16 protein-coding genes and 1 other RNA gene are annotated in these 17,130 nt (G+C 66.2%); 10 read left to right on the forward strand and 7 right to left on the reverse strand.

What is annotated here, in order from left to right; genetic code table 11:
* Positions 1–14: 14 nt before the first annotated feature.
* From AC4OR5_RS08320 to AC4OR5_RS08330, 3 genes are all read left to right on the forward strand, one after another.
* Positions 15–2,003, forward strand: a complete 1,989-nt coding sequence (locus AC4OR5_RS08320; protein WP_058161020.1) for an acyltransferase family protein — start codon at positions 15–17, stop codon at positions 2,001–2,003.
* A gap of 78 nt (positions 2,004–2,081) precedes the next feature.
* A complete protein-coding gene (ubiD, locus tag AC4OR5_RS08325) occupies positions 2,082–3,548 on the forward strand; it encodes a 4-hydroxy-3-polyprenylbenzoate decarboxylase (RefSeq protein ID WP_058161021.1) in 1,467 nt (488 codons plus the stop codon).
* Positions 3,548–4,516, forward strand: a complete 969-nt coding sequence (locus AC4OR5_RS08330; protein WP_031639622.1) for a CDP-6-deoxy-delta-3,4-glucoseen reductase — start codon at positions 3,548–3,550, stop codon at positions 4,514–4,516. Before ubiD ends, AC4OR5_RS08330 begins: the two co-directional genes overlap by 1 nt.
* A gap of 36 nt (positions 4,517–4,552) precedes the next feature.
* On the opposite strand, the gene glpT is transcribed toward AC4OR5_RS08330, so the two are convergent.
* Both glpT and AC4OR5_RS08340 read right to left on the reverse strand, forming a co-directional pair.
* A complete protein-coding gene (glpT, locus tag AC4OR5_RS08335; protein ID WP_003096330.1) occupies positions 4,553–5,899 on the reverse strand; it encodes a glycerol-3-phosphate transporter in 1,347 nt (448 codons plus the stop codon).
* Between the two features lie 249 nt (positions 5,900–6,148).
* Positions 6,149–7,126: an NADPH:quinone oxidoreductase family protein gene (locus AC4OR5_RS08340; RefSeq protein ID WP_003118041.1), complete on the reverse strand. Its 978-nt coding sequence runs from the start codon at positions 7,124–7,126 to the stop codon at positions 6,149–6,151.
* A gap of 154 nt (positions 7,127–7,280) precedes the next feature.
* On the opposite strand from AC4OR5_RS08340, the gene AC4OR5_RS08345 reads away from it, so the two are divergent.
* The 4 genes from AC4OR5_RS08345 (at position 7,281) to AC4OR5_RS08360 (ending at position 12,855) form a co-directional block, all read left to right on the forward strand.
* On the forward strand, positions 7,281–7,700 hold the full coding sequence (locus AC4OR5_RS08345; RefSeq protein ID WP_033985196.1) for a flagellar basal body-associated protein FliL: 420 nt from the start codon (positions 7,281–7,283) through the stop codon (positions 7,698–7,700).
* A gap of 206 nt (positions 7,701–7,906) precedes the next feature.
* Positions 7,907–8,980 (forward strand): HlyD family secretion protein, encoded by a 1,074-nt coding sequence (locus AC4OR5_RS08350; protein ID WP_003099200.1) that lies wholly within the window; start codon positions 7,907–7,909, stop codon positions 8,978–8,980.
* Entirely contained in the window at positions 8,977–11,727 is a 2,751-nt protein-coding gene (rbbA, locus tag AC4OR5_RS08355) for a ribosome-associated ATPase/putative transporter RbbA (RefSeq protein ID WP_033985198.1), read from the forward strand. The genes AC4OR5_RS08350 and rbbA overlap by 4 nt, the downstream gene beginning before the upstream one ends.
* Before the next feature lie 3 nt (positions 11,728–11,730).
* The gene (locus AC4OR5_RS08360) at positions 11,731–12,855 is read left to right on the forward strand and encodes an ABC transporter permease (RefSeq protein ID WP_003110669.1); all 1,125 of its coding nucleotides are present in this window, start codon (positions 11,731–11,733) and stop codon (positions 12,853–12,855) included.
* Positions 12,856–12,864: 9 nt separating this feature from the next.
* Here AC4OR5_RS08360 and AC4OR5_RS08365 read toward each other — a convergent pair whose 3' ends face one another.
* The gene (locus AC4OR5_RS08365; RefSeq protein ID WP_003096326.1) at positions 12,865–13,323 is read right to left on the reverse strand and encodes an EVE domain-containing protein; all 459 of its coding nucleotides are present in this window, start codon (positions 13,321–13,323) and stop codon (positions 12,865–12,867) included.
* Positions 13,324–13,507: 184 nt separating this feature from the next.
* On the opposite strand from AC4OR5_RS08365, the gene AC4OR5_RS08370 reads away from it, so the two are divergent.
* Complete coding sequence (locus AC4OR5_RS08370; protein WP_003096323.1) at positions 13,508–13,639, forward strand: hypothetical protein; 132 nt, start codon at positions 13,508–13,510, stop codon at positions 13,637–13,639.
* A 50-nt stretch (positions 13,640–13,689) separates the two neighbouring features.
* Here AC4OR5_RS08370 and AC4OR5_RS08375 read toward each other — a convergent pair whose 3' ends face one another.
* The 4 genes from AC4OR5_RS08375 to AC4OR5_RS08390 all read right to left on the reverse strand — a co-directional run bounded on the left by AC4OR5_RS08375 (position 13,690) and on the right by AC4OR5_RS08390 (position 15,043).
* Complete coding sequence (locus AC4OR5_RS08375; protein ID WP_003096321.1) at positions 13,690–14,301, reverse strand: 5-formyltetrahydrofolate cyclo-ligase; 612 nt, start codon at positions 14,299–14,301, stop codon at positions 13,690–13,692.
* A gap of 9 nt (positions 14,302–14,310) precedes the next feature.
* A non-coding RNA gene (ssrS, locus tag AC4OR5_RS08380) (6S RNA) lies at positions 14,311–14,489 on the reverse strand.
* A 33-nt stretch (positions 14,490–14,522) separates the two neighbouring features.
* Positions 14,523–14,837, reverse strand: a complete 315-nt coding sequence (locus AC4OR5_RS08385) for a cell division protein ZapA (RefSeq protein ID WP_003096316.1) — start codon at positions 14,835–14,837, stop codon at positions 14,523–14,525.
* Entirely contained in the window at positions 14,834–15,043 is a 210-nt protein-coding gene (locus AC4OR5_RS08390) for a TIGR02449 family protein (protein WP_003096314.1), read from the reverse strand. Before AC4OR5_RS08390 ends, AC4OR5_RS08385 begins: the two co-directional genes overlap by 4 nt.
* Positions 15,044–15,231: 188 nt before the next feature.
* Here AC4OR5_RS08390 and AC4OR5_RS08395 point away from each other — a divergent pair, with 188 nt between their 5' ends.
* Entirely contained in the window at positions 15,232–15,786 is a 555-nt protein-coding gene (locus AC4OR5_RS08395) for a YecA/YgfB family protein (protein WP_003099193.1), read from the forward strand.
* Positions 15,787–15,795: 9 nt separating this feature from the next.
* Positions 15,796–17,130 (forward strand): Xaa-Pro aminopeptidase, encoded by a 1,335-nt coding sequence (gene pepP, locus AC4OR5_RS08400; RefSeq protein WP_003096308.1) that lies wholly within the window; start codon positions 15,796–15,798, stop codon positions 17,128–17,130.

The raw sequence follows: 17,130 nt of genomic DNA on the forward strand, positions 1-17,130 counted from the left end.
CTGGAGAAAAATAGATGTCGAGCCTGCCTTATCGAAGAGATATCGATGGATTGCGCGCACTGGCCATCTTGCCGGTGGTGTTCTATCACTTGGGCTTGGGCGGTTTCACCGGCGGGTATGTCGGCGTCGATGTCTTTCTGGTGATTTCCGGCTACCTGATCACTTCGATCATCCGGCGCGATCGGCAGGCCGGGCGTTTCAGCTTCGTCGATTTCTGGGCTCGCCGGGCGCGACGCATCCTCCCCGCTTTGTTCGTTATGATGGCCGTCAGCCTGGCGGCCGGCTGGTTCCTGATGGAACCGCGGGACTACGAGCAATTGGGTCGTTCGGTGCGTTACCAGACGATGTTCGCCTCGAACATCCTGTTCTGGAAGCAGGATGGCTATTTCGACGCCGCGTCCGAATTCAAGCCGCTATTGCATACCTGGTCGTTGTCGGTGGAAGAGCAGTTCTACATTCTCTTCCCTCTACTGCTGGCCGCGATCTCCGGGCGTCTGCTGCGCTGGCGGCTCGCCATCCTCCTCGCGGTCCTGGCGCTATCGCTGGCGGCCAGCGTCTGGGCGGTGAGCCAGCGACCTGGCAGTGCCTTCTTCCTCCTGCCGATGCGCGCCTGGGAACTCCTGGCGGGTGCCGCGCTGGCGTTGCTGCCGGGCGGTAGCCGCGGTCATTCGCAATGGTCCCTGCAACTGGCGGCCACCCTCGGGATAGCGGCGATTCTCCTGCCGGTGTTCTTCTACGACAGCGACACTCCTTTCCCCGGCCTCGCGGCACTGCCGGCGGTGCTTGGCACCGCCCTGCTGATCTGGGCCAACGGCACCGGCGACACTTGGGCTCGCCGCCTGCTGGGCTGGCAACCGCTGGTCTGGTTCGGTCTGATCTCCTATTCGCTGTACCTCTGGCACTGGCCGCTGTACGTCTTCGTCCAGTACCACGCACTGGAAACCCTGGGCCTGCCGGCACGCCTGGGGTTGCTGGCGGCGAGCATCGGCCTGGCGGCACTGTCGCTGTACTACGTCGAGGCACCGTTCCGCGAGCGCAAGCTGTTCGCCGGGCGCCGGCAGATGCTTGGCGCGGCGCTGTGCAGCTTGCTGCTGCTGGGAGTCGTCGGCCAGTTGGTGCGGCATTACGACGGCGTGCCGTCGCGTCTTTCCGAGGAAGCCTTGCGTTATGCCAAGGCGTCCAAGTGGCGCGATGGGCAGACCGACTGCATGTTCGACAAGAAGGCGCTCAGTCAGGAAAGCATCTGCCGCTTCCCGGCGGAACTGGCTGCCGAACGACCGCTGCTGGTCAGTTGGGGCGACAGCCATTCCGCGGCGTTGAGCCCGCTGCTGCGCGAACTGGCTACCAGTCGCCGACTGCCGATCTGGCAGGCTTCGCTGGCGGGCTGTCCGCCGTTGCTGGGGATGTTGGAAAAGGACAATTGCCTGCGTTTCAACCAGCAGATGCTCGAGTTCGTCGAACAGCAGCGGCCGGGCGGGGTGATCCTCGCCGGGCGCTGGGACATGTATGTCTACGGCGACTCGCAGGACGGCACCCGCAACATTCTCCGCGAGCCGGACGACACGCCGGACAGCTCGATCGCCGAGGCGCTGCTGCGGCAACGCTTGAGCGGGATGATCGAAAGGCTGAACGCGGCCGACGTACATGTCTGGCTGGTCAAGGACGTACCGCTGCTGCCATTCAAGGCACCGGCGCGGCTGGTGCGGCTGAGTCTGAGCGGGGAGGATGTCGGGCGCGCACGTTTTCCCTTCGCTGAGCACGCCGCGCGCGTCGCCTACGTGAATGCGCTGTTCGATGCGCTGGCCGAAGGCAACCCGCGGGTGAGCGTGATCGACCCCTCCAGCGTGCTCTGCGATGGCCTGGATTGTTTCGCCGAACGTGATGGCTGGTCGCTGTACATGGATAACAACCACCTTTCGACCCAGGGGGCCCATGAACTCGGGCCTTTGTTCGAACCGATGCTACAGAGCCTCGACGACTCGCGGATCGCCAGCCAGCAGTGACCGAATGCCGCGTTTGCCTGCTGCCGGATGGGCCGGGAGCAGGTAGGATGTGGGGTCTTGCAGTGAATGGTTAGGCCAATGACGTTCAAGGATCTCCGCGATTTCATCGCCCAGCTGGAGCAGCGCGGTGCGTTGAAGCGCATCCAGGTGCCGATTTCCCCCGTGCTCGAGATGACCGAGGTGTGCGACCGCACGTTGCGCGCCAAGGGCCCGGCATTGCTGTTCGAAAAGCCGACCGGCTTCGACATGCCGGTACTCGGCAACCTGTTCGGTACGCCGGAGCGCGTGGCGCTGGGCATGGGCGCCGAGGACGTCGGCGCGCTGCGCGAGATCGGCAAGCTGCTGGCGCAACTCAAGGAGCCCGAGCCGCCGAAGGGCCTCAAGGACGCCTGGGCCAAGCTGCCGATGTACAGGAAGGTCCTGTCCATGGCGCCGAAGGTGCTCAAGGATGCCCCCTGCCAGGAAGTGGTCGAGGAGGGCGAGGACGTCGACCTCGGCCGGCTGCCGGTCCAGACCTGCTGGCCGGGCGATGTCGGGCCGCTGATCACCTGGGGCCTGACCGTTACCCGCGGGCCGAACAAGGAACGGCAGAACCTGGGCATCTACCGCCAGCAGGTGATCGGTCGCAACAAGGTGATCATGCGCTGGCTCAGCCATCGCGGCGGCGCACTGGACTACCGCGAGTGGTGCCAGAAGCATCCGGGCCAGCCCTATCCGGTAGCCGTGGCGCTGGGCGCCGATCCGGCGACCATCCTCGGTGCGGTGACGCCGGTGCCGGACACCCTTTCCGAATACGCTTTCGCCGGCCTGTTGCGCGGGCATCGTACCGAGCTGGTCAAGTGTCGCGGCAGCGACTTGCAGGTGCCGGCCAGCGCCGAGATCGTCCTCGAAGGGGTGATCCACCCCGGCGAGATGGCCGACGAAGGTCCCTATGGCGATCACACCGGCTACTACAACGAGGTCGATCGCTTCCCGGTGTTCACCGTCGAGCGCGTCACCCGCCGGCAGAAACCGATCTACCACAGCACCTACACCGGGCGTCCGCCGGACGAGCCGGCGATCCTCGGGGTGGCACTGAACGAAGTGTTCGTGCCGATCCTGCAGAAGCAGTTCCCGGAAATCGTCGATTTCTACCTGCCGCCGGAAGGTTGTTCCTACCGGATGGCGGTGGTGACCATGAAGAAGCAGTACCCAGGGCACGCCAAGCGCGTGATGCTCGGGGTCTGGTCGTTCCTGCGGCAGTTCATGTACACCAAGTTCGTCATCGTCACCGACGATGACATCGATGCGCGCGACTGGAACGATGTGATCTGGGCCATCACCACGCGGATGGACCCCAAGCGCGACACGGTGATGATCGACAACACGCCCATCGACTACCTCGACTTCGCCTCGCCGGTCTCCGGCCTCGGCTCGAAGATGGGGCTTGATGCCACCCACAAGTGGCCGGGCGAGACCAGCCGCGAATGGGGACGCGCCATCGTCAAGGACGAAGCGGTGACACGGCGCATCGACGCGCTCTGGTTGAGCCTCGGGATCGACTGATGCGTATCGTCCTGCAACCGTCCGGCGCCTGCCTCGAGCTGCTGCCGGGGGAACGCATCCTCGATGGCGCCCGGCGGCTTGGCTACGACTGTCCGCAGAGCTGCCGCAACGGCAACTGCCATATCTGCGCGGCGCTGCTGGTGGAGGGGCGGGTACGCCAGAACGGCGAGGTACGCGATCATGGCGAACTCTTCACCTGCCTCGCCGAGCCGCTGGAAGACTGTGTGCTGCATTGGGACGGGGTGCTGGCGCCGGGTGAACTGCCTCTGCGCAAGCTGACCTGCCAGTTGAGCTTCTGCGAAGAGGTCGGCGGCGACGTCTACCGGGTCGGCCTGCGCGCGCCGGCCGGCAAGCCGCCACGCTATCACGCCGGGCAGTACCTGTTGCTGGAGCGTGACGGCGGCGACAGCGCGGCGTTTTCCCTGGCCTCCGCGCCGCATGCGGGACGCGACCTTGAGTTGCACATCCTGGCCAAGGAAGACAGTGCCGTCGCGCTGATCGCGCAGTTGCAGCGCGAGCGCCTGGCACGGGTCCAGCTGCCGTTCGGCGACGCGCACCTGGCGGAACTGCCCGACGGTCCGCTGGTGCTGATCGCCGCGGGAACCGGCATGTCGCAGATGCACAGCCTGATCGAGCACTGCCGCGCCGCCGGCTTCGCCCATCCTGTACATCTCTACTGGGGCGTTCGGCGTCCGGAGGATTTCTACCGACTGCCGCACTGGACGGAGTGGGAAGGCCTGCCGAACCTGTTCCTGCACCGGGTGGTCAGCGACCTCTGTGGCTGGGAGGGGCGTTGCGGCTTGCTGCACGAGGCGGTGCGCGAGGATTTCGCCGACCTGTCGAGCCTGCATGTGTATGCCAGCGGCTCGCCGGCGATGGTCTACGCGACCCTGGATGCCCTGGTCGAAGCAGGGATGGACGCGCACCAGATGCGCGCCGACGTGTTCGCCTACGCGCCGCGGGACTGAACGCGGCTCCGGCCTGGCGCCGGAGCCGCCGCGTCATCAGCCGGCTTGCTGCGGCGCGGCCTGGACCGCGGGTTTGCGCAGGGTCAGGCAGAGGAACAGGATGGCCAGCAGGCAGGCGCCGATCAGCAGCTTGAAGCCACCGTCCCAGCCGAAGTGGTCCACCGTGTAGCCGACCAGGGCGTTGGCTGCCACCGAGCCGCCGAGGTAGCCGAACAGACCGGTGAAGCCGGCGGCGGTGCCGGCCGCTTTCTTCGGTGCCAGCTCCAGGGCCTGCAAGCCGATCAGCATCACCGGGCCGTAGATCAGGAAGCCGATCATGATCAGCGCGGCCATGTCGATCGCCGGGTTGCCGGCCGGGTTCAGCCAGTAGATCAGGGTGCCGACGGTCACCAGGATCATGAACACCACGCCGGTGGCGCCGCGATTGCCCTTGAACAGCTTGTCCGACAGCCAGCCGCAGAGCAGGGTGCCGGGAATCCCCGCCCATTCGTAGAAGAAGTACGCCCAGGACGACTTGTCGACGTTGAAGTGCTTGGCCTCCTTGAGGTAGGTCGGCGCCCAGTCGAGCACACCGTAGCGCAGCAGGTAGACGAACACGTTGGCCAGGGCGATGTACCAGAGCAGCTTGTTGCGCAGCACGTAGGTGACGAAGATCTCCTTGGTCGACAGCTCGCGCTCGTGGTGTTCGTCGTAGCCTTCGGGGTAGTCGTCCTTGTGCTTCTCGATCGGCGGCAGGCCGCAGGATTGCGGGGTGTCGCGCATGGCGAAATAGGCGAACACGGCTACGCCCACGGCGACGATGGCCGGCACGTAGAAGGCCGAGCGCCAGTCGCCGAACAGCGCCAGGCCGAGCAGGAACAGCGGGCCGATCAGGCCGCCGCCGACATTGTGGGCAACGTTCCACACCGAGACCACGCTGCCGCGCTCCTTCTGCGACCACCAGTGGACCATGGTCCGTCCGCTCGGCGGCCAGCCCATGCCCTGGGCCCAGCCGTTGATGAAGAGCAGGACGAACATGATGGCGACGCTGGAGGTAGCCCAGTGCGCGAATCCGAAAATGAACATCACCGCCGCCGACACCAACAGGCCGAACGGCAGGAAGACCCGTGGGTTGGAACGGTCCGAGACCAGGCCCATGATGAATTTCGACAGGCCGTAGGCGATGGCGATGGCCGACATCGCGACGCCCAGCTGGCCGCGACTGTAGCCGTCCTCGATGAGGTAGGGCATGGCCAGGGAGAAGTTCTTGCGCAGCAGGTAGTAACCCGCGTAGCCGATGAAGATACCGGCGAAGATCTGCCAGCGCAGGCGCCGGTAGGTGCTGTCCACCTCGGCATCGGGCAGTGGCGCCTGGTGTGGCGCGGGACGAAAGATTCCGAACATCGCGAGCTCCGCTTGTTGTTGTGTCGCGCCTTTTTACGCGGTTGCGAACACTACATTTTTCGTAAATGAAAAAATAGCGGAAATGTTACAGGTTGAGTGCATTGGTCGGAAATAAGAAAGCCCCGGTCGGAAACCGGGGCCTTCATAGGGGAAAAACATCTGACAGCGTGGGCCTCGGCCGGTGTATCGCTCCGGCCCGCCATGCCTCTCTCCGCAGGTGCGGGAGGCAATACTCGCCGCCTTCGTGGCTCAGCGAACCTCCACCACCACCTTGCCGACCGCCTTGCGCTGGCCGAGGGCGTCGATAGCGTCGCCGGCCCGTTCCAGCGGGAAGCGCTGCGACACCAGCGGCTTCAGCTTGCCTTCGGCGTGCCAGGCGAACAGCTGGCGGAAGTTGTCAGCGTTGTCCTGCGGCTGGCGTTGGGCGAACGATCCCCAGAACACGCCGACCAGCGAGGCGCCCTTGAGCAGGGTCAGGTTGGCCGGCAGCGAAGGGATGCTGCCGCTGGCGAAGCCGACCACCAGCATCCGTCCGTTCCAGGCGATGCTGCGGAAGGCCTCCTCGAACAGTTCGCCGCCCACCGGATCGTAGATCACATCGACGCCCTGGCCGCCGGTCAAGGCCTTGAGCTGCTCGCGCAGGCTACCTTCGCTGTAGTTGATCAGTTCGTCGGCGCCGGCGGCCTTGGCCACGGCGAGCTTGTCGGGGGTACTGGCGGCAGCGATCACCCGGGCGCCCATGGCCTTGCCGATCTCCACGGCAGCCAGCCCGACCCCGCCGGAAGCGCCGAGCACCAGCAGGGTCTCGCCGGGTTGCAGGTTGGCGCGCTGTTTCAGGGCGTGCATCGAGGTGCCGTAGGTCATGCCGAAGGCGGCGGCGCTGGCGAAGTCCATGCCTTCGGGTATCGGCATCACGTTATAGCCGGGCACCTTGACCTGCTCGGCGAAGCTGCCCCAGCCGGTCAGGGCCATGACCCGGTCGCCGGGCCTGACGTGGGCGACCTTTTCGCCGACCGCGGCGACCACCCCGGCCGCCTCGCCGCCCGGGGAGAAGGGGAAGGGCGGTTTGAACTGGTACTTGCCCTCGATGATCAGGGTGTCGGGGAAGTTGACCCCGGCGGCGTGCACATCGAGGAGGACTTCGTTCTTCGCCGGGCTCGGGCTGGCGATTTCTTCCAGGACCAGGCTGCTGGCCGGGCCGAAGGCTTTGCAGAGGACGGCTTTCATCGGGGACGCTCCAGTTTGCGGTCCGGCCAGTGTAGGAGGGAGACGCCGGGGGTCAATCAGCATCGCCGCAACTGATGGTTGTCCATAAACCCCGGGCTTGGGCCCGGCCGAGAGTCTGGCTATGCTTGCCGGCATTCGTCGAGGAGATGCGCCCGTGAGAACCCCCATTGCCCTGTCGCTGGCCCTGTGCCTGAGTCTGTTCCCGTCGTTCGCCTCGGCCGAGGAGGCCGCGCCGGAAGGCGAGGGCGCGAACAAGCCGGTCTACGTCGACCTGACCCCGGCGCTGGTCGGCAACTACGGCAGCGGGCCGCGCCTGCAGTACTACAAGGCCGACATCGCCCTGCAGGTGGCCGACAAGGACGCGGCGACCAAGGTCGAGCATCACGAGCCCTTGATCCGCAACCAGTTGATCATGCTGTTCGCCCAGCAGACCGACCAGAGCCTGGGTACGGTCGAGGCCAAGGAAGGCCTGCGCCAGGAGGCGCTGAAGCAGGTCCAGCAGACCCTCGAGCAGGAAGAGGGCAAGCCGCTGGTGACCGACCTGCTGTTCAACAACCTCATCGTCCAGCCCTGAGGTCAACTATCCGTTCTGTCCCGCGCTCCCGGATGCGAGGCACCGGGGATTCTGCTTTCCTGTGAGGTTCGGTCGGGCGCGTCTGACGTGCATCAACACCCGCGCGCCGCCCTGGAGGGACAATCGAGCCAGTGAAGTCCGCGGCGGCCGCGCTTTCCAGCGTGAGCGCCATCGCCGCGGCCTGGCCGGACGTGCGAGGAGAAGGGATGAAACAGGAAAGCAAACGGTGGCTGAGCCGTGCCTTGATCGTGGCGGCGCTGCTCGGCGTAGGCGTGCTGGTCTGGCAGGTATCGCGACCGACCGGCCTGGGCGAGGGATTCGCCAGCGGCAACGGACGCATCGAGGCCACCGAGGTGGATGTGGCGGCCAAGCTTCCCGGGCGGGTCGCCGAGATCAAGGTCGACGAGGGCGACTTCGTCAAGGCCGGCGAAATCGTCGCGCGGATGGATACCCAGGTGCTCGAGGCGCAGTTGGCCCAGGCCCAGGCCCAGGTGCGCCAGGCGGAGAACGCCAAGCTCACCGCGACCTCGCTGGTGGCCCAGCGCGAGAGCGAGAAGAGCACCGCCCAGGCCGTGGTGGCGCAGCGCCAGGCCGAGCTGACAGCGGCGCAGAAGCGCTTCACCCGTACCGAGGCGCTGGTCAAGCGCAATGCCCTGCCGCAACAGCAACTCGACGACGATCGGGCGACCCTGCAGAGCGCCCAGGCGGCGTTGTCCGCGGCTCGCTCGCAAGTGATTTCGGCGCAGGCGGCGATCGAGGCCGGGCGTTCCCAGGTAATCGAGGCGCAGTCGGCCATCGAGGCGGCCAAGGCCAGCGTCGCCCGGCTCCAGGCGGATATCGACGACAGCCTGCTCAAGGCGCCGCGCAACGGCCGCGTGCAGTACCGCGTGGCACAGCCGGGGGAAGTGCTGCCGGCCGGTGGCAAGCTGCTCAACATGGTCGACCTGGCCGACGTCTACATGACTTTCTTCCTGCCATCCATGCAGGCCGGCAGGGTCGGACTGGGCCAGGAAGTGCGCTTGGTGATCGACGCGGTGCCGGACTACGTGATCCCGGCCAAGGTTTCCTATGTCGCCAGCGTCGCCCAGTTCACCCCGAAAACGGTGGAAACCGCCAACGAGCGGGAGAAGCTGATGTTCCGGGTCAAGGCGCGGCTCGATCCGGCGCTGCTGGAAAAATACATCACCTACGTCAAGACCGGCGTGCCCGGAATGGCCTACCTGCGACTGGACCCTGAGGTCGAGTGGCCGGCCAACCTGCAGATCAAGGTTCCGCAATGACCGCTGGCGGGAGCGGCGTGGCGAGCCTCCGGGGCGTTTCGCTGCGCTACGGCGAGACGCGCGCGGTGGACGACGTCAGCCTGGATATCCCGGCCAACCGCATGGTCGGCCTGATCGGTCCGGACGGGGTCGGCAAGTCCAGCCTGCTGGCGCTGCTGGCCGGCGCACGGAAGATGCAGGATGGCGAGATCCGCGTGCTCGATGGCGACATGCGCGACCGCCGCCACCGCCGGGCGGTCTGCCCGCGCATCGCCTACATGCCCCAGGGGCTGGGCAAGAACCTCTACCCGACGCTCTCGGTGTTCGAGAACGTCGACTTCTTCGGTCGGCTGTTCGGCCACGACAAGGCCGAGCGCGAGCGGCGCATCGCCGATCTGCTGCAAAGCACCGGATTGGCGCCGTTCGCCGAGCGTCCTGCGGGCAAGCTGTCCGGCGGCATGAAGCAGAAGCTCGGGCTGTGCTGCGCGCTGATCCACGATCCCGACCTGCTGATCCTCGACGAGCCGACCACCGGCGTCGACCCGCTGTCGCGCAACCAGTTCTGGGAACTGATCGGCCGTATCCGCGCGGGCCGCGAAGGCATGAGCGTGCTGGTCGCCACCGCCTACATGGAGGAAGCCGAGCGCTTCGACTGGCTGGTGGCGATGGATGATGGAAAGGTCCTGGCCACCGGTACGCCGCAGGAGTTGCGCGAGCGTACCGGGACGCAGAGCCTCGAGTCGGCGTTCATCGCCCTGCTGCCGGAAAGCAAGCGCGCCGGCCACCATCGATTGGTGATCCCGCCGCGACCGCAGAGCGAAGGCGCGCCGCGGATCGCCATCGAGGCCGAGGGCCTGACCTGTCGTTTCGGCGACTTCGTCGCGGTCGATCACGTCAGCTTCCGTATCGAGCGTGGGGAAATCTTCGGCTTCCTCGGCTCCAACGGCTGCGGCAAGTCCACCACCATGAAGATGCTCACCGGCCTGCTGCCGGCCAGCGAAGGCACGTGCGCGCTGTTCGGCCAGCCGGTGGACGCCAGCGACATGGCGACCCGTCGCCGGGTCGGCTACATGTCCCAGGCCTTCTCCCTGTATGCCGAGCTGAGCGTGCGGCAGAACCTGGTGCTGCACGCCCGGCTGTTCCACCTGCCGGCGGATGGCATCCCGGCACGGGTCGGCGAAATGCTCCGGCGCTTCGATCTGGAGAAGGTTGCCGACGAGCTGCCCGACGACCTGCCGCTGGGCATTCGCCAGCGCCTGTCGCTGGCGGTGGCGGTGATCCACAAGCCGGAGATCCTGATCCTCGACGAGCCCACTTCGGGGGTCGATCCGGTGGCTCGCGACGGCTTCTGGGAACTGATGGTCGAGCTGTCGCGCCGCGACGGGGTGACCATCTTCATTTCCACCCACTTCATGAACGAGGCCCAGCGCTGCGATCGCATCTCGCTGATGCATGCCGGCAAGGTACTGGCCAGCGATACTCCCGATGAGCTGGTGCGCCAGCGCGGCCTGCCGACCCTGGAAGCGACCTTCATCGCGTACCTGGAAGAAGCCGCCGGCGCCGCCGCGCCAGCGCAACCGGCCGAGGCGCCGGCCGTCGCGGAGCAGCCAGGTGATGGCCAGGGGCGCCAGGCGCAACGCGAACGCTTCAGCCCCCTGCGGCTGTTCAGTTATGCGCGCCGCGAAGCCATGGAACTGCGCCGCGACCCGATCCGCCTGACCCTGGCCCTGCTCGGCACCGCGCTGCTGATGTTCATCATCGGCTACGGCATCAACATGGACGTCGAGGACCTCTCCTGGGCGGTCCTCGACCGTGACCAGACCACCACCAGCCAGGCCTATGCGCTGAACATCGCCGGCTCGCGCTATTTCGTCGAACATGCGCCGATCACCGACCCGGACGACCTCGACCGGCGCCTGCGCAGCGGCGAACTGAGCCTGGCGGTGGAGATCCCGCCGAACTTCGGGCGCGATCTCAAGCGTGGCTCCGATCCGGCCATCGGCGTGTGGATCGACGGAGCGATGCCGACCCGTGCCAACACCGTGCTCGGCTACGTGCAGGGCCTGCACACCAGCTACCTGGCGGACCTCTCGCGGCAGGCGGGTGGGGCCGAGGTCAGCGCGGCGGCCAGCACCGAGGTGCGCTATCGCTACAACCCCGACGTGGAAAGCCTGAAGGCGATGGTGCCGGCGGTGATCCCGCTGCTGCTGATCATGATCCCGGCCATGCTCACCGCCCTCGGCGTGGTGCGCGAAAAGGAACTGGGTTCGATCACCAACCTCTATGTCACCCCGGTGACGCGCCTGGAGTTCCTGGTCGGCAAGCAGCTGCCCTACGTCGCCATGGGCATGATCAACTTCCTGCTGATGCTGGTCCTGGCCATCGTGGTATTTCGCGTGCCGCTCAAGGGCAGCTTCCTGGCGTTGACCATCGGCGCTTTCCTCTATGTGGTCACCAGCACCGGCCTCGGGCTGTTCCTCTCGACGTTCATGCGCAGCCAGATCGCCGCTGTATTCGGCGTGGCGATCGCCACCATGATCCCGGCGATCCAGTTCTCCGGGCTGATCCACCCGGTGTCCTCGCTGGAAGGTGCGGCGGCCTGGATCGGCAAGCTCTATCCGACCTCGCATTTCCTGGTGGTCAGCCGCGGCGCCTTTTCCAAATCGCTGGGCCTGCCCGATCTCTGGGCCTACTACCTGCCGCTTGCCGCTTCCATCGTGGTGCTGACCCTGCTCAGCGTGGCCTGCCTGAAGAAGCAGGAGGACTGAGCGATGCGCAGCCTGGCCAACATCTTCAACCTGGGCATCAAGGAGTTCCGCAGCCTCGGCCGCGACTACGCGATGCTGGCACTGATCGTCTGGGCCTTCACCCTGGGCGTCTACAGTTCCGCCACCGGTATTCCGGAAACCTTGCATCACGCGCCGATCGCGGTGGTCGACGAGGACCGCTCGCAACTCTCGTCGCGTATCGTCAATGCCTTCCAGCCCCCATACTTCCGGCCGCCGGAAATGATCGGGCATGCCGAGATGGATCGCGGCATGGACGTCGGCCTGTATACCTTCACCCTCGATATCCCGCCGGACTTCCAGCGCGACGTGCTGGCCGGGCGCAAGCCCTCGATCCAGGTCAACGTCGACGCGACCCAGACCGGGCAGGCGTTCTCCGGCGCGGGCTACATCCAGAACATCGTCGCCACCGAGGTGCGCGAGTTCGTCAGCCGCTACCGCGCGGAGCCGAGCATGCCGGCGCAGATCGAGGTGCGCATGGAGTTCAACCCGAACCTGACCCAGGCCTGGTTCGGCGGGGTGATGGAAGTGATCAACCAGATCACCATGCTGTCGATCATCCTCACCGGCGCCGCGCTGATCCGCGAGCGCGAGCACGGCACCGTCGAGCACCTGCTGGTGATGCCGCTGTCGGCCTTCGAGATCATGATGGCCAAGGTCTGGTCGATGGGGCTGGTGGTGCTGGTGGCGGCGGGGCTCTCGTTGCAGTGGGTGGTGCGTGGCTGGCTGGACGTGCCGATCAGTGGCTCGGTGGGGCTGTTCCTGCTCGGCGCCGGATTGCATCTGTTCGCCACCACCTCCATGGGCATATTCCTCGGCACGGTGGCGCGCTCGATGCCGCAGCTCGGGCTGCTGACCATCCTCGTGCTGTTGCCGCTGAACATCCTTTCGGGCGGCAGCACGCCACGGGAAAGCATGCCGGAACTGGTGCAGAACATCATGCTGGCGGCTCCGACCACGCATTTCGTCAGCCTGGCCCAGGCGATCCTGTTCCGCGGCGCCGGTTTCGACATCGTCTGGCCGCAGTTCGCCGGCATCGTGGCGATCGGTTCGGCGTTCTTCTTCGGCGCGCTCTGGCGTTTCCGCCGGACCATCTCGCAGATGGCCTGAGCGATGGCTTCAGCGTTTCGCCAGCGGCAGGATCGCCTGCCATTCCTCGGCGCTGACCGGCATCACCGAGAGACGGCTGCCCTTCTGCACCAGGGCGAGGTTGGCCAGGGCGTCCTGCGCCTTCAGCCGGGCCAGTGGAACGACCTCGGCGAAGGCTTCGACGAAGCTGACGTCGCGGGCGCTCCAGGGATTCTTCTCGGCGCTGGCCTTGGGGTCGTGGTAAGGGCTGGCGGGATCCAGGGCCGTGGGATCGGGGTAGGCTTCGCCTTCGATGCGGGCGATACCGGCGATGCCGGGCTGCGGGCAACTGGAGTGGTAGAAGAAAAACAGGTCGCCGGGGTTCATGCTGCGGATGAAGTTGCGCGCCTGGTAGTTGCGCACGCCATCCCAGCGGGCGGTTCCGAGGCGCTGCAGGTCGCGGATCGAGAGTTCGTCCGGCTCGGATTTCATCAGCCAGTAGGCAGGCATGAACTTTGCTCCTCTTTCGTAGATGTACGTAGGAAACGTCTGCGCGTGACCACCGGTCGCCGGTGTAATTGCGTATGACTTCAGCTTATCGGAAAATGCCGTTTTTCAGCGGGGCAGGGTGCTCAGGCGATAAGATAATCGCAAGGACCGGCCTCGAAAATTGCCTGGAAGGGGGAGGCAATCGATGAAGCGCAAGCCAGACTTGCTGTGGGTTTTGGTCATCATCTTCGGACTTGGGGTCGTCACCACCGGTTATACCCAGAGCCTCTGGGAACGACAGGCCAGTACGCCCGCCCAGGTGACGCAACAGCCGTAAGACTCGCCGGGTATCGCATGGAACGCGGTACCCAGGGTTCTCCCTCCTTCCTAGCGTTTCCCTGCCACATACCAGCCCGCATCGGTCACCGTTCCCGCCAGGGGAATGTCCCAGCTGGCCAGCGCCAGTCGATCCACCTTCTGACATTCATGGGCCAGGCCGATCAGCGTCGGTTTGTGACCATTTTTGCGCCTCGCCAGGTAGGCCAGGCTGCGGTCGTAGAAGCCGCCGCCCATGCCCAGGCGCCCGCCCTGTTCGTCGAACCCCACCAGCGGCAGCAGTACCAGGTCCAGCGCCCAGGCCTTGCGCTGGCGGCCGGCGTCGGCCAGCGGTTCGCTGATGCGGAAGCGGTTGCGGGTCCAGCGTTCGCCGCTGCCGACCCGCTGGAACACCATGCGCGTCCGCGGCCAGGGCGCCAGCACCGGCAGGTAGGTGGCCTTGCCGCGCTTCTGCGCCGCACGCAGCAGCGGACGCGGGTCGATCTCGCCGTCGTTGGGCAGGTACAGGGCGATATGGCGGGCACGGCGAAAAAGGGGATGCTGCGCCAGTTGTCGATAGAGGGCGCGGGCGGCGAGGCGTTGCTGCAGGGGGGAGAGCGCGCGGCGCGCCTGGCGGAGCTTGCGGCGCAGGGCCGGGCGGCTGAGGTCTTGCGATTCGATCATGTGGAAAGGTAGCTCCCCGGTCGTGCCGCTGTCGGGTTAGCCCTTGAACCCGAAAGTTCAAGGTGGCGGTTGCAGTAGACCTTAAGGCTTTCCGTCGTGCGGACATGCACACCGGTCCAACTGGCAACCTCCGTTGTTGCAGTTATCGGCTCAGGGACATCACCGACTGGCCAACACACCAGGGAGCGGAGGCCAGTATACCCGAATTGGCCGCGCCCGGGTCAGGCTTCGCCGGCATCGGCCGGATTCGCCAGGGCGCGGTCGACGCGATCGAGCAGTTCGCGCACGCGCTCGCGGGTCGAGCTGCTTTCCTGGTCCAGGCGCTCCTTGCGGTGCAGCAGGTCGTGGGTGATGTTGAGGGCGGCCATCACGGCAACCCGGTCGGCGCCGATGACTTTGCCGCTGGAGCGGATCTCGCGCATCTTGCCGTCCAGGTAACGGGCGGCGCTTTCCAGGTTGGCGCGCTCGTCGTCCGGGCAATTGATGCAGTATTCCTTGTCGAGAATCTGCACGGTGAGGGTATTCGACTGGCTCATGTGTCCTGCTCCAAGGCTTTCAGACGCAAAATCATCGCTTCGACCTTGTGTCTCGCCATTTCGTTCTTTTCGATCAGATGAGCGCGCTCTTCGCGCCAGGACTTTTCGTTCGCCCGCAGCAGCCGGTTCTCCGCCTTGAGCTGTTCCAGCTTCTGGAGCAACTGGTCGAACTTGGCCGTCAACAATTGCAGATCGGCGTCTTCCATGGGCTCTCGCTTGGGAATTGGGGTGATTGGACAACTATATAGGATCGTCCCCGGTCGGGGCCAATGCCCCGGCCGGGCCGGCGCGCCGGCAACCGGTCGCATGGTCTTGCCGGGGCGGGCGGTGCTAGGATAACCATCTTCATTTCACGTGTAGCGCCCCAATGGCGCCCAGCCGTCAGGGTCCCGAGATGTCCACTCAGAATTCCGCCTACAGCGCCTTTTCCTCCCTTCTCGCCGAGGCGGCCATGCCGGTCTCGCCGGCCGAACTGCACGGCCATCTGCTGGGTCGGGTCTGCGCCGGCGCCGGCTTCGACGAGGCCGCCTGGCAACACGCCGCCGCCGAACTGCTCGGCGGCGCGCCGGGCGAACGACTCAAGGCCGCGTTGTCCGGCCTGCTCGGCATGGTCCGGCAGGACTTTTCCGCCGGCGAGGTCGCCGTCGTCATGCTCCTGCCCGACGACGAAACCCCGCTCGCCCAGCGCACCGAGGCGCTCGGCCAATGGTGCCAGGGTTTCCTCGCCGGCTTCGGCCTCACCGCCCGCGAAGGCAGCCTGACCGGCGAGGCCGAGGAAGTGCTGCAGGACATGGCCGCCATCGCCCAGGTCCAGGGCCAGCTGGAAGACAGCGAGGACGGCGAGACGGACTATATGGAAGTCATGGAATACCTGCGGGTCGCTCCGCTGCTGCTGTTCGCCGAGTGCGGCAAGCCGCTGGAGCCCGCTCCCAAGCCTTCACTGCACTGAGGTTTCTGCATGATCCGTATCCCCAAGTCGGAGTACGCACGTCGGCGCAAGGCGCTGATGGCGCAGATGGAACCCAACAGCATCGCCATCCTGCCGGCGGCGCCGATGTACATCCGCAATCGCGACGTCGAGCATGTCTACCGCCAGGACAGCGACTTCCAGTACCTCACCGGCTTCCCCGAGCCGGAGGCGGTGATGGCGCTGATTCCCGGCCGTGCCCACGGCGAATACGTGCTGTTCTGCCGCGAGCGGGATCCGGAGCGTGAACTGTGGGACGGCCTGCGCGCCGGCCAGGACGGTGCGATCGGCCAGTACGGCGCCGACGACGCCTTTCCCATCGGCGATATCGACGACATCCTGCCCGGCCTGATCGAAGGCCGCGACCGGGTCTACTACGCCCTTGGCGCCAATCCCGACTTCGACCGCCGGCTGATGGACTGGATCAACGTGATCCGCTCCAAGGCCCGCCAGGGCGCGCAGCCGCCGAACGAGTTCGTTGCCCTCGACCATCTGCTGCACGACCAGCGGCTGTACAAGAGCGCCAACGAAGTGAAGGTCATGCGCTACGCCGCCGAGGTCTCCGCCCGGGCGCACATCCGGGCGATGGAGGTGTGCCGGCCGGGGCTGTTCGAGTACCACCTGGAAGCCGAACTGGAATACGAGTTCCGCAAGGGCGGGGCGAAGATGCCGGCCTACGGCTCGATCGTCGCCGCCGGACGCAACGCCTGCATCCTGCACTACCGCGAGAACGATGCGGCGATCAAGGACGGCGACCTGATCCTGATCGATGCCGGCTGCGAGATCGACTGCTACGCCAGCGACATCACCCGTACCTTCCCCGCCAATGGCCGCTTCAGCCCCGAGCAGAAGGCGATCTACGAACTGGTGCTGGAAGCCAACATGGCGGCGTTCGACTACATCGCCCCCGGTCGCCACTGGAACGAGGCCCATGAGGCCACCGTACGGGTCATCACCGCCGGGCTGGTGCGCCTGGGCCTGCTGGAGGGCGACGTCGACGAGCTGATCGCCCACGAGGCCTACAAGGCTTTCTACATGCACCGCGCCGGCCACTGGCTGGGGATGGACGTGCACGACGTCGGCGAGTACCGCGTCGGCGGCGAATGGCGGGTGCTCGAACCGGGCATGGCGATGACCGTCGAGCCGGGCATCTACATCGCCCCGGACAATACCTCGGTGGCGAAGAAGTGGCGCGGTATCGGCGTACGCATCGAGGACGACGTGGTGGTCACCCGCAATGGCTGCGAAGTGCTGACCAACGGCGTGCCGAAGACCGTCGCCGAGATCGAGGCGCTGATGGCCGCGGCCAAGAGCGAGGCAGCCTGA

This window comes from Pseudomonas sp. YA1, assembly GCF_058680555.1.

Coding starts and splice junctions, on each gene's coding strand:
- AC4OR5_RS08340 (WP_003118041.1), bottom strand. CDS start 7,126: ATGAAAGCCGTCCTCTGCAAAGCCTTCGGCCCGGCCAGCAGCCTGGTC.
- pepP (WP_003096308.1), top strand. CDS start 15,796: ATGATCCGTATCCCCAAGTCGGAGTACGCACGTCGGCGCAAGGCGCTG.
- ubiD (WP_058161021.1), top strand. CDS start 2,082: ATGACGTTCAAGGATCTCCGCGATTTCATCGCCCAGCTGGAGCAGCGC.
- AC4OR5_RS08365 (WP_003096326.1), bottom strand. CDS start 13,323: ATGCCTGCCTACTGGCTGATGAAATCCGAGCCGGACGAACTCTCGATC.
- AC4OR5_RS08370 (WP_003096323.1), top strand. CDS start 13,508: ATGAAGCGCAAGCCAGACTTGCTGTGGGTTTTGGTCATCATCTTCGGA.
- AC4OR5_RS08395 (WP_003099193.1), top strand. CDS start 15,232: ATGTCCACTCAGAATTCCGCCTACAGCGCCTTTTCCTCCCTTCTCGCC.
- AC4OR5_RS08385 (WP_003096316.1), bottom strand. CDS start 14,837: ATGAGCCAGTCGAATACCCTCACCGTGCAGATTCTCGACAAGGAATAC.
- AC4OR5_RS08375 (WP_003096321.1), bottom strand. CDS start 14,301: ATGATCGAATCGCAAGACCTCAGCCGCCCGGCCCTGCGCCGCAAGCTC.
- AC4OR5_RS08320 (WP_058161020.1), top strand. CDS start 15: ATGTCGAGCCTGCCTTATCGAAGAGATATCGATGGATTGCGCGCACTG.
- AC4OR5_RS08390 (WP_003096314.1), bottom strand. CDS start 15,043: ATGGAAGACGCCGATCTGCAATTGTTGACGGCCAAGTTCGACCAGTTG.
- glpT (WP_003096330.1), bottom strand. CDS start 5,899: ATGTTCGGAATCTTTCGTCCCGCGCCACACCAGGCGCCACTGCCCGAT.
- AC4OR5_RS08330 (WP_031639622.1), top strand. CDS start 3,548: ATGCGTATCGTCCTGCAACCGTCCGGCGCCTGCCTCGAGCTGCTGCCG.
- AC4OR5_RS08360 (WP_003110669.1), top strand. CDS start 11,731: ATGCGCAGCCTGGCCAACATCTTCAACCTGGGCATCAAGGAGTTCCGC.
- AC4OR5_RS08350 (WP_003099200.1), top strand. CDS start 7,907: ATGAAACAGGAAAGCAAACGGTGGCTGAGCCGTGCCTTGATCGTGGCG.
- rbbA (WP_033985198.1), top strand. CDS start 8,977: ATGACCGCTGGCGGGAGCGGCGTGGCGAGCCTCCGGGGCGTTTCGCTG.